This window comes from Alloacidobacterium sp., assembly GCF_035631355.1.
Classification (GTDB): Bacteria; Acidobacteriota; Terriglobia; order Terriglobales; family Acidobacteriaceae; genus Alloacidobacterium.
The window spans coordinates 12,703-24,214 of sequence record NZ_DASQIX010000098.1 but is presented as its reverse complement, the minus strand read 5'-3'; the positions used below and the strand labels follow the sequence as shown (position 1 = coordinate 24,214).

Here is an 11,512-nt window from a genome sequence, read left to right as displayed (position 1 = left end):
TGCATACAGAATACCGAGATTAGCGGTATGTCTTAATCTGGAAACATGGTTGTACTCGCCTCTGGATCGCCTCGCCGCAAGGAACTTTTGACTCAAGCCGGATTTACCTTCCAAGTGCACGCTTCCACGGTTATGGAAGAGCGCCGCGCAGCAGAAGAACCGATCGCATTCGCTACGCGACTCGCGCGGGAAAAGGCCCAGTCCGTTTTCGCTGAACTAGCCGCAATTGATTCTGAAAACGATCCTTTGCTCGTGCTGGGCGCGGATACGATTGTCGTTTCGCCTGCGAAAGAAATCCTCGGCAAGCCGAAAGACGCAAACGACTCGGCACGCATGCTCAGCTTGCTATCAGGAGCAACGCATTCGGTAATCACGGGCGTCGCGGTTATGACGCGAGCCGGTATCGAAGTTGCGTCGGAGTTGACCTATGTGACCATGACGACCATCTCGGAAGTTGAGATTGAAGCCTATATCCAAACCGGCGAACCAATGGACAAGGCGGGAGCCTATGCGATTCAGGGATATGCGGCTGTATGGATTCCGCGCATCCACGGCTGCTACTTCAATGTGGTTGGATTGCCGCTGGCGCTGGTCAGCAATATGTTGCAAGGCGCTGAAAAGCGCTTGCGAAAAGAACAGTCTGCGACGGTCAGAGCTTACGCAGCGGAGTGATCTCCGCTTCTTTTGCTTCGCTGGCTTCGGATGCAACCGGCTGCGGGCTTCGCGGAGACGAAGCCACCAGCCCAAAAATGATGAGCAGCGATACGGCCAGCAATCCGAATTCGACCAGCTTCAGCATTTGACCTCATTCTCCGGCGTCTGCCAGCATGGCCGCCAGCAATGCCGTGCGTGGCGCCATGTGTTTGAGCAGCAGCGATTCGTGCCGGGCATGTGCGCCCTCGCCCACTGCTCCCATTCCATCTAACGTGGGCACCCCCAATGCGGAGGTAAAATTGCCGTCCGATCCGCCCCCGGTCGCCGCCTCTTCCAGCGTGAACCCAAGCTCGCGGGCGTGACTTGCGGCCCGCTTGAAGAGCGCCACTGTTCCGCGAGTCCGTTCCATCGGTGGGCGGTTTAATCCACCTTCAATTTGCAGACTGCATTTGTTATCAAAGACGCGCAATGAACGAAAATGTTTATCGATGAGCGCTTCATCTTTGGCCCGAGCGATGCGAACATCCACTTCCGCCCGCGCTTCAGCTGCTACTACGTTAGAGCGCGTTCCGCCCTGAACGGTTCCAACATTTACGGTGATGCCGCGGTCTAACTCGGTGAAACGTGTAATACGCTCGATCTGCCGTGCCAGTTCAACGATGGCGCTATGACCACGCTCAAAATCCACTCCGCTGTGTGAGGCCACGCCTTGTATGCGAATTGAATAATTTCCAACTCCCTTACGCGCCGTCTTGTATGCGCCTGCCGACCCCTGCGCCGGTTCCAGCACAAAAACCGCGTCGCATTGCTTCGCCAGCTTCTCAGTTACGGGACGAGAAACATTGCTGCCAACCTCCTCATCGCTGTTCAGCAGCATAATGATCGGCCGGGTTAGTTTTTTCATTTCCTGCAGAATGGCAATGGCCGTCAGCGCCAGGGCCACGCCTGCCTTCATATCGAGCACACCAGGTCCCCACACACGTTCATTGTCCACGCGGAAGGGCATGTCCTTTAGTGTTCCCAGCGGCCAAACCGTATCAAGATGGCCGAGTAAAAGTATTGACTTGCGAGTGCTTTTTTTCGGGCCAAAACGCGCTTCCAGCAGATCGCCAAATTCTTTTTGCCGGTGCAGGCGGATATGTCCGCCTAACTTTGAGCAGCGCTCGGCAACGAATGCGGCACAACGATCCACAGCGGCCTTGTCATCGCTGGGAGATTCGATTCCGACCATCTTGCGCAGGAGGTCAAGAGTGTTCGGCAGTTGCCGCGCTACTTCCTCGGCCAGTTGATGAATCATGTAAGTTCCTTCAGTTCAATTATTTACTGAGTAAATACGGTTTCGAGATGCGATGCTGTTCTGCCACTATCGTGTGGCAAATGTGCCACATTAAAACTTAGTTTGCTGCCAGTAGTCTATGACGTTAAGCCCCACTTGGGTCGGGAAGTTTGTTTTGTTAGATTCATCGTACCTGGAGCAGACAGTTGCTTCGCCCATTGAATTCTCAGGCATAGGCTTGCACAGCGGCGCCCCAGTCCAGATGCGATTGCTGCCGGCTCCGGCCGGGTCAGGCATTGTCTTTCGCCGGACGGATCTCGACAACTTTGAGATTCCTGCAATTGGGCGCAATGTCGCCAAAGTAAGCTATGCCACCAGCCTGATGCGGCAGAGCGTACTCATCTCGACGACCGAACACCTGCTATCAGCGTTGATTGGCATGGGCGTCGACAATGTCATCGTCGAGCTCGATAATCTGGAACTGCCTATCCTCGACGGCAGCGCGCTGCCTTATGTCGAAGCTTTCCGGCAAATGGGCCTCAAGACGCAGCGCCGCCGCCGCGAGTATCTTCGCATTCTCAAGACGGTGGAAGTCCGCGAGGGCGACAAATTCATCGGCGTCTATCCGGGAGAAGGATACAGCGTCTCCTATCAGATTGATTTTCCCTCGCCCATCGGAAAGCAAGGCTTCACCGTCGATCTCGCCACGCGAAATTATGGCTTGCAAATCGCTCCGGCGCGCACTTTTGGCTTCAAAGAAGATGAGCAGATGCTGCGCAACATGGGCCTGATTCGCGGCGTATCGGATTCAAGCGCGATCATTCTTACGCGTCACGGAGTAGTCAATGGGCCATTGCGCTTTGATGACGAATTTGTACGCCACAAGGTGCTGGATCTGATCGGGGATCTTGCACTTGCCGGGCATCAAATCCTTGGTCGGGTAGTAGCCGAGCGCGCCGGACACGCCATGCACACCGCCCTTGTGGCGAAACTGCTAAAGGACCGTTCCGCCTGGAAGCTGGTCACGATTGGGCCAGAGAAGGCAAAAGCTAGAGCTATTTCAGCTCAGTCCGCTTCTCTTGTGACTGTCGGCTAAACAAACACCAGACATTGCGGTTTCACAAGGGGAAAGCTGTTGCCTGCCTCGGCCAGCTTACCGGTTTGCGCATCCCTCTGAATCACGGCAATGTTATCCGAACCCTGATTGGCGACCAGTAGCCACTTCTCCGTCGGATCGAGTGTCATGTGGCGTGGAACCTTGCTGCCGCAGGAGGTTACGCCAATCTGTGAAAGGCTGCCAGTGGCGGGGTCGATGCTGTAAGTGACCACTCGGTCCCAGAAGCGCACGGCGGCATAGGCGAACCGGCCGCTGCTGTCAATCACTATCTCTGACGCAGCCGCCTGTCCACGATAGTCCTTAGGCAAGGTGTCGATGTGCTGCAGCGAAGTCAGTGCGCCGGTTTTACCGTCCCACGCCAGAACATCAATGGTCGAAGCAATCTCATTCAGGCAATAGGCCCATTTCCCATTGGGATGAAAACGCAGTGCCCTTGGGCCCGATCCTGGCTTAGCCGTCCACTGTGGCGGATTGTTTGGCGTCAGCTTCGCGGTTTCCGCATCGAGGTGATAGATGTGGATGCAGTCCAGTCCAAGATCATTGATAAGAACGTAGCGGTTTTCCGGCGTGACTGTGGCGCGATGCGCATGAGCTGCCTCTTGCTGGACAGCCGGGCCGCGCCCCTGATAGTGGAACTGCGATACAGCTTCACTTATGCTGCCTGTCTGGTCAATGTGAAACGACGCTGCTGCTCCACCAGCATAATCGGCGCAGAACAGCGCGTGTCCCGTGTGGTCGAGGCCGACGAAGCAGGGGCCAGCGCCTGCGGAAGAAACGGTGTTGATGTGCGTCAGCTTTGCCGCAGCTCGGTCGATGATGAACCCGCTTACAGACCCGCTTTTTGCTCCCTCATATTCGTCGAGTTCGTTGGCGGCGTAGAGATGTTTGCCATCCGGTGAAAGCGCAATGAAAGTCGGATTGTTACTCTCTGCAGCAAGCCCGAGTTCTTTCAGTTCTCCACTTGCCGGGTCCCAGTGAAACCCATAGATGCCTTTGCTTGATGGGCCAGTCTGCGTACCCGCGAACAGAAGACGGCTATCCTGCATGGCGGATTTGGTTCTTGCCTCTGCCCACCAGGCTTTCATGGCAAGGGAAGACATGGATGCGGCTTTTACGAAAGTACGCCGGGAGATTGAATCGGTCACGCAAACATTCCTCTGAAAGATTGACGCGCAAACTCTACTAGAAAGTTGAAGGAATCGACTATACGACGGCCACTGGCTGCCGCAGCCACGGATAAAGCGGAAACTGCTCGGCCAGTTCGAGCACCTGTCCGCGAATGCGCGTAAGCACCTGCGGATTGGTGCGCTCCTGGAGGGCTACCGTGATCCACTTGCCGATGGTGCGCATCTCCGCTTCCTTCATGCCGCGTGTCGTCAGCGCCGGCGTGCCGATGCGGATGCCCGACGGCTTGAGCGGCGGGTTGGTGTCGTAGGGAATCGCGTTCTTGTTGACGGTAATGCCAGCCTCGCCCAGCGCCGTCTCAGCCTCGCTGCCCAACATGCCCTTGGCAAAGACATCCACCAGCATCAGGTGCGTGTCCGTTCCGCCGGAGACGACGCGGAAGCCTTCGGTCTGCAAGGTCTCAGCTAGCGCGCGCGCATTGGCGACAATTTGCGCCGCGTAGTGCTTGAATTCGGGTTGCAGCGCTTCGCGAAAAGCAACCGCTTTGGCTGCGATGATGTGTACGAGTGGCCCGCCCTGCTGGCCGGGGAAAACCGCCTTGTCAATGGCTGCGGCGAATTGCTGCTGTGAAAGAATCAACCCCGAGCGTGGCCCACGCAGCGTCTTGTGCGTGGTGCTGGTCACGATGTGCGCGTGCGGTACCGGCGAAGGATGCGCGCCGCCCGCGACGAGTCCGGCAAAATGCGCCATATCAACAATGAGCAGCGCGCCGGCATTGTCTGCGATCTGCCTCATGCGGGGAAAATCAAAGATGCGCGGATAGGCGCTGCCACCGCCAATGATCACCTTCGGCTTTTCGCGCAGAGCAATCTGCTCCAGTTCGCCGTAGTCGATGACTTCTGTATCTTTGCGAACGCCGTAAGAAACGACCTTGTAGAGCTTCCCGGAAAAATTCAGCTTATGTCCGTGCGTCAGGTGCCCACCATGCGCCAGATCGAGACCGAGAATGGTGTCGCCGGGATTGAGCACGGCCATATACGCCCCGGCATTGGCCTGCGAGCCGGAGTGCGGCTGCACATTCGCGTGTTCCGCGGCGAAAAGCTGCTTCACGCGGTCGCGGGCAAGGTTTTCGACCACGTCGGCAAATTCGCATCCGCCGTAGTAGCGGCGTCCCGGATAACCTTCGGCATACTTGTTGGTGAAGACGGTACCGGCGGCCTCGAGCACGGCCTCGCTGACGAAGTTCTCCGAGGCGATCATCTCCAGCCCTTCATGCTGGCGGCGGACTTCGTTCTCAATGGCGGCGGCGATCTCCGGATCGAACTGCGATAGCGTCAATGACATGCGGTCGGACATAGTTTGATTGTAGCCTCATGGAATGCGGATTTTTCCGCTCTGTTGCACAATCATGAAGCGATCCATGTGTCTGCGCCGTGTTCTCCTGATGATTCTTCTGCTTTGCGCACCGCTCATCGGGCTGGCGCAGAATGACGGCGCTTTTAAGAGCATTGTTTGGGCGCCCGCACAATTAGAAAGCGGCTCTCCCTGCCTGTTGACCGTGACGTTCGAGACCGCACCAGCATCTATGAAAGGCGAGTGGTTTGGTCACGAGGTTGAATTTTTCCCGTCGTCCACGAAGACCACCTGGTATGCCCTGGCCGGAGTTGATGTTGAAACCGCGGCCGGCGCTTACACGCTTACGCTTCATGCAACCATGTCGGACGGCCGGAGCGTGAGCGCCACCCGTGAAATTCAGATTGGTCCATCGCACTACAGGCAGGTGGAGCTTCGCGTACCGGAAAATTTCGTGACTCCCGATGCCGCGACGCTGAAAATAATCGCGGAAGACAAGGCCATCAAAGAACAGGTTTTTGCGCAGAGCGCGCCTTTGCCATTGTGGAAGGGAAACTTCCTTCGTCCGGTTCAATCGCCGCCAACGGACTCCTTCGGGACGCGCCGCGTCTTCAACGGCAAGCTGGCCAGCATTCATCGCGGTATGGATTTTCGCGCAGCTTCCGGAACGCCGGTCCATGCAGCCAACTCAGGCCGTGTCATTCTGGCGCGAAAACTTTTTTACGAGGGCAACTGCGTGGTCATCGACCACGGCCAGCAGTTCATGACCATTTACATGCACCTGTCGAAAATCCTCGTCCGTGAGGGACAATCTGTGCAGGCGCGTCAACTGCTTGGCCTGAGCGGAGCCACAGGCCGCGCGACCGGCCCGCACCTGCACTTTGCAGCGCGCTGGCAAGGCGGTTATCTTGATCCCGCATTGCTTTTCAGATTAAAACTGCCGGAACACCAGTAGCGAAGGCGATCAGCGCGACAGCAACTCTTCCCTCCGCGCACTTTCCATGATCGGCTTCGCCGCGGAGGGTCCTTCGGCAAGCTTTTTGAAAGCATTATAGACAAACGACCCCAAATACCAGCCGTCGATGAACTTATACGGCGTCTCGCCCGTGGTGTAATGGCCGCAGGGCAGCACCTTTGAAACAAAATCCACGCCCAACTCAGAAAACCTGCGCAGCACTTCAAGCGAGTATTCCCGCAGAAAAGTCAGGTCATAGGTCGCATGAACAACGAGGACTTTCTTCGGCGTGGCCGCGAAGCGCTCCATATAGGACACAGGGCTGATCGAGGCCCACAATTTCTGTAAGCGCTCTTGCGTCATACCTGCATCTTCAAACGCTTTGCGAATGTGCCGCGTGCTCTGCCCCGTCCAGACCACATCGCCAAAAGAAGTGGACGCATGGTTGAAGGCGTTCACGCGCAGGCGCGCGTCGTGCGCGCTGGCAATAAAGGCATAGCACGATCCCAGGCTCGTGCCCAGAATGCCAAACTGCTCATAGCCCTGTGCCTCCAGCCAGTCCAAGCAGCAGCGAATATCAACCACCGCCTGACGGCACGCGGCAATAGTGCGGCCAATGTTCGAGCTGACGGCATAATCCGAGCGCTCCAGTTCCATCGGGCGGCGAATGTCGTGGTAAGGCTTGCTCAACCGCAGCGCCGAAATACCAAAGCGATTAAACAGCGAGCACAACGCATTGTGGCTGAAGGCGTCCGCATTCCACTGCGGCATCACGATCATCGCCTGCTTCGGCTTCCCCACTTGCTTCTCTTCCGGCGCTGGATACCAGCGCGCATTCACCAGATTGTTCTCCGGATATGGCGTCCTGACAGGAGAAGTAAAGCGCAAAAACTGGGCGGACTTCAGCTTGCCGCTCACCGCCATGTCCCTGAGCTTCGCGTCGTGCGCCAGCGTCTCGGGCCGCACATTTGTAGGGAAGAGTTGGGGATGGCGCTCCTCCAATCTGTAATCACTGGGAGGCTCATAACCAAAGAAGCTGTCGCTTTCGCGAACAATGGCCTCGTTCAGGGCAACCATCCGATCGTCCTCAGGCGCGCATTCAGAATCATGCGAGCGGAGAAAATCATCCAACCACTCGAATCCCCATTCCACAGGCCGGACCACCCGGTTTTCATCGCGTGTTGTCAGCGCCGTCTCCCAGGTAAACATCCAGCGCGCATACCACTTGCCAAGCATATCTATAGTTTAATTTGTTTAATCGACCATCAGGCGCGGCACTCGCGTGCTAATCGCGCAGGTCACTTCATAAGGTATCGTCCCGGTCGCATCCGCGAGATCGTTAGCAGTGATGCACTCCGCGCCCTGCGAGCCAATCAGCACCGCCTCATCGCCAATTTCGACGCCAGGAACATCCGTCACATCCAGAATGGTCTGGTCCATCGACACGCGCCCCGCAATCGGGACCCTCATTCCCCGCACCAGAGCGTGGCCGCGGTTCGAGAGCAGGCGATTCAGCCCATCGGCATAGCCCACTGGAACCAGCGCGAGCCTCGTCTTCCGCCCCGCGCGAAAGGTCATGTTATAGCCTGCGCTTTCGCCCGCATCGATTGTCCGGACTGAAACCACGCGCGTCTTCCATGAAAGTATGGGCCGCAGCGCATAGACCTGCGCGGCATCAGGCTGGGCGGGCGTGAAATGCGACACATAACCGTAAAGCGCAATCCCCGGCCGCAGCATCAGGCGGGCCAATTGCTTTTGCGCAAGCCCTTCGAGTGCGAGCACATGCTGGGGGACAAAGACCGTTGCCGAATTGCCCGCGTGTATCCACGTTGGACGGATACCGTATTCTGCAATCACATCCAGTGCAGCTGCGAAGCGCTCAATCTGCGCCTCCGTCTCATCCGGGTACAGCACCTCCGGCGCGCTGAAATGGGTCATCACACCCTCGATAAGTATCGGCGAGTCCGTGCCGAAGCGAACGAGCAGGGCCTTCAACTCATCGAGCGAGCGCACACCCTGCCGCGACATGCCCGTATCGATTTCAAGATGCACCGCAACCGACCGCGGCCCAAACCCGCGCATGCGTGCAGCCTTTTCCAGCAACTCGAAATGAAACGGCTCCCACATCTGCGGCGTAAGCCGGTGCTCGATCATCGCGTCCTCCTCGCCGTGCCAGAAAGCGGACATGACCATGATCCGCGACTCAGGACTGACCCGCCGCAAGGCAATCGCTTCCGAAAGGCACGTCACGCCGAACCACTTCGCTCCTGCGCCCTCAAGCAGTGGAGCGCAGGCGGCAGCGCCGTGTCCGTAGGCGTCGGCCTTCACCACGGCCATTACGTCGGCGTCATCGGGGGCCGCGTTCCGCAGCAGGTTCCAGTTGGCAAGCAGGCGCGAGCGGGAAATTTCCGCCCATACAGGACGAGTTGGCGTCATAGGAATGTTTTCATCGTAAACTGCGCCTGCATGCCCAGGCTGGACGCCCGGCATTCCTTTCAGGAACGGTTTTCCCGTTTTATTGGAAATTAGAGGCGCACGCCTGCTTCCTTTTCTACCTTCCGTCCTGCCGTTATCGCGACATCACAACGGCGGACAAGTTGAATCGCTTGCGCCAGCGTTGTCGCTACGTCATCCGGGGAACCCGCGCCAAACCGCTCGCGTAGTATTTCGCTCTCTGTAGTTGCTCCCCAGATCCCGATCAGAATACGGTTCTCCGGCAACGACCCGCGGACTCGCAGGCACAAATTGCGCGCATGCACAAACGCAAATGGCGGAAGCGCGGAGATACAGATGGTTGTGTTCGGTTCTTCCCGCAGGCGCTCGAAAATTTCAGAAGTGAGCGCGGCAGCCGGCAGCAGTATTGACTTGTGCCCCCGCTGTTCAAGCAATTGCGCCAGCATGACTGCGGAAATCTCGTCAGCCTGATCGCTGGCCGGAATACAGACAACCGGACAGGCCCTCTCAACCGGAGCTTCGCTGTCAGGATCGGACAACGGAGAATGGTAATCAGTGAGCTCGGCAATCATTTCCGCCGCACTCTGGAAAAGAAAAGTGCCGCGCGTATCGTCCAGAAATCCCTTATGCCGGTCCTGCTCGGCAAGGCTCAGGGCCGGCAATACAACGCCGTCGTAAAGATCGACCAGTCTGTGCCCGTCAAGAAACTTGTCGGCAATATGGTGTGCTTCCGTCTGATCCATCGCCAGTAGGCGCTCATAGAAATGCGCTTCGGGCGCCAGTTCAGCTTCATCGCCCAACAGAATATGGAGGAACGACATCTGCGGCACATACCGCCCCATCACGATCAGGCAAACCGTCAAAGGCGTGGAAAGAATTAGTCCCGGCAGCCCCCAGAGCAGCGTCCAGACCATGGCCGTCGTCACCAGCGCAAGCGGCGAGATGCCGGTGTGACTGCCGTAAAGCGCTGGCTCAATAAAGTTACTCACCGCAATTTCCAGGACGACGAACAGCAGCAAAGCAAACAGAGGTGTCCACCAGCCGGGAAAAACTGCAAGCGCAAAGCAGATGGGCAGCCCTCCGCCGATGACCATGCCTGCATACGGCACCATGCGCAGAATGCCCAGCAGCACGCCCCAGAGGGTGGCGTTGGGCACATGCAGTAGAAACAGCCCCACGCCAAAAACCAGGCCATAGCTGGCGTTCACCAGCACATTCATCAGCAGATAGCTGCTGATGCGGCGCGCCGCGTCATCGAGCGCCTGTGTCATCACATTCAGGCGGCTCATGCCGGCAAGCAACAACACGCGATTTCGCAGGTCCTCACGCTTGATGAGCATGTAGATGGTAAAGATCACCACGATGCCGAGCATGCCCAGCGGTTTGATGACCGGCTTCAGCAGTTGCTGCGCATATGCGAAGTCGCTGGTCGGCGGCTGGACGACGACCACCTGAGCGGGGGCGGCGTTTGCAGAATTTGCCTCGCCTGTCTGACGAGTCGTTTCGCGATTCCGCGCACTGCTGCGAGTTCTATCTGGCTCTGGAGGCGGCGACGGCTGCGGTGCATGGGTCCCGGACAGATCCTGATTCAGGACCTTGATGCCTTCGATAGCATTCCTGACCGGACCGTTCATCGGCGAATGAATTTGGGACAGCTTGTGGTCGATATTCTGCCGGTAGCTGGGAATGTCGCTGGCCACATCGAGTAATTGCCGCACTACTACCCACCCAATGACGGTCAGAAATGCCGAAGCCAGAAGAGCCACAATAACCACGGCCGACAGCCGCCGCAGGCGCAGACGTTCCAGCTGAATGACCGCCGGAGCCAGCAGGAAATTCAGCGTCAGCGCCATGGCGAACGGGATAAGCAAATCGCGGGCAAAATACAGCGTCAGCAGCACCAGCCCGAGGACCAACATAGGCTCGTTGTTCAGCCATCCCCGTTTGTTCCTCATGGCGCCAGTGCGTTCCGTGCCGTTCATATTGTTTACCTGAATGGGGGTCTTACCGATTAGAGACTGAAGTCTGCGAGGAGTGCAACAATTCCTTATATGCGACGTGTCTTAATGCGGCACTGGAACCATCTGATATACGAATGCGTATGCTTTAATGAGCAGTAAGTAAGGGAGCCAGCCAAATGACCACTCCATGGATTACAGCGCAACTGACGGATGAGCAGAGGGCTGTCTTCTATGCTCAGATGTCGGTCGTGCAGAAAGATGAAGTGGTCGGTGTGCTGCTTGCCTTGTTCCTCGGCAGCTTCGGGGCGCACCATTTTTATCTGCGTCGGAATGGCCTCGGCATTATGTATGTGCTGTTCTTTTGGACCGGCATCCCCGCCCTCGCCGGTTTAATCGAGTGCTTCTTCATGCCGGCGCGCGTACGCCAGTTCAATGCCGAACAGGCCACTCTGCTGGCCGCCAGCCTACAATACGCCATTCCCGGAACCGGAGCGGCCCCGGGAGTGGTCCCGGCAAAGTCGTTCGTCGCTCCCGCCTGTGCTTCATGCGGAGCGCCTCTTGTAGGAGGCGTAAAATTCTGCAGCCGCTGCGGCGCCGCCGTCACGCAGTAAACAGCG

11 protein-coding genes are annotated in these 11,512 nt (G+C 57.5%); 4 read left to right on the top strand and 7 right to left on the bottom strand.

Features of this window, described 5'->3' with window-relative positions:
* Window positions 1-45 precede the first annotated feature (45 nt).
* Window positions 46-672: a Maf family protein gene (locus VEV40_RS17205; RefSeq protein ID WP_324834104.1), complete on the top strand. Its 627-nt coding sequence runs from the start codon at window positions 46-48 to the stop codon at window positions 670-672.
* On the opposite strand, the gene VEV40_RS17200 is transcribed toward VEV40_RS17205, so the two are convergent.
* Window positions 650-799, bottom strand: a complete 150-nt coding sequence (locus VEV40_RS17200) for a hypothetical protein (protein WP_324834103.1) — start codon at window positions 797-799, stop codon at window positions 650-652. The two genes, VEV40_RS17205 and VEV40_RS17200, sit on opposite strands and share 23 nt — an antisense overlap.
* Before the next feature lie 6 nt (window positions 800-805).
* Window positions 806-1,951: a M20 family metallopeptidase gene (locus VEV40_RS17195; protein WP_324834102.1), complete on the bottom strand. Its 1,146-nt coding sequence runs from the start codon at window positions 1,949-1,951 to the stop codon at window positions 806-808.
* Window positions 1,952-2,105: 154 nt separating this feature from the next.
* Between VEV40_RS17195 and lpxC the strand changes: the two genes are divergently transcribed.
* The gene (gene lpxC, locus VEV40_RS17190; RefSeq protein ID WP_324834101.1) at window positions 2,106-3,026 is read left to right on the top strand and encodes a UDP-3-O-acyl-N-acetylglucosamine deacetylase; all 921 of its coding nucleotides are present in this window, start codon (window positions 2,106-2,108) and stop codon (window positions 3,024-3,026) included.
* On the opposite strand, the gene VEV40_RS17185 is transcribed toward lpxC, so the two are convergent.
* Window positions 3,023-4,147, bottom strand: a complete 1,125-nt coding sequence (locus VEV40_RS17185; RefSeq protein WP_324834099.1) for a lactonase family protein — start codon at window positions 4,145-4,147, stop codon at window positions 3,023-3,025. The two genes, lpxC and VEV40_RS17185, sit on opposite strands and share 4 nt — an antisense overlap.
* Before the next feature lie 103 nt (window positions 4,148-4,250).
* Window positions 4,251-5,528, bottom strand: a complete 1,278-nt coding sequence (gene glyA, locus VEV40_RS17180) for a serine hydroxymethyltransferase (protein ID WP_324834097.1) — start codon at window positions 5,526-5,528, stop codon at window positions 4,251-4,253.
* Between the two features lie 52 nt (window positions 5,529-5,580).
* Here glyA and VEV40_RS17175 point away from each other — a divergent pair, with 52 nt between their 5' ends.
* Entirely contained in the window at window positions 5,581-6,480 is a 900-nt protein-coding gene (locus VEV40_RS17175; protein WP_324834096.1) for a M23 family metallopeptidase, read from the top strand.
* 9 nt (window positions 6,481-6,489) lie between these two features.
* On the opposite strand, the gene VEV40_RS17170 is transcribed toward VEV40_RS17175, so the two are convergent.
* The 3 genes from VEV40_RS17170 to VEV40_RS17160 all read right to left on the bottom strand — a co-directional run bounded on the left by VEV40_RS17170 (window position 6,490) and on the right by VEV40_RS17160 (window position 10,889).
* Window positions 6,490-7,716 (bottom strand): abhydrolase domain-containing 18, encoded by a 1,227-nt coding sequence (locus tag VEV40_RS17170; protein ID WP_324834094.1) that lies wholly within the window; start codon window positions 7,714-7,716, stop codon window positions 6,490-6,492.
* Window positions 7,717-7,734: 18 nt separating this feature from the next.
* The gene (gene alr, locus VEV40_RS17165; RefSeq protein ID WP_324834092.1) at window positions 7,735-8,916 is read right to left on the bottom strand and encodes an alanine racemase; all 1,182 of its coding nucleotides are present in this window, start codon (window positions 8,914-8,916) and stop codon (window positions 7,735-7,737) included.
* Between the two features lie 89 nt (window positions 8,917-9,005).
* The gene (locus VEV40_RS17160) at window positions 9,006-10,889 is read right to left on the bottom strand and encodes an AI-2E family transporter (RefSeq protein ID WP_324834090.1); all 1,884 of its coding nucleotides are present in this window, start codon (window positions 10,887-10,889) and stop codon (window positions 9,006-9,008) included.
* Between the two features lie 182 nt (window positions 10,890-11,071).
* On the opposite strand from VEV40_RS17160, the gene VEV40_RS17155 reads away from it, so the two are divergent.
* Window positions 11,072-11,506, top strand: coding sequence for an NINE protein (locus tag VEV40_RS17155; RefSeq protein WP_324834089.1), 435 nt, complete (start codon window positions 11,072-11,074; stop codon window positions 11,504-11,506).
* Window positions 11,507-11,512: the final 6 nt, after the last annotated feature.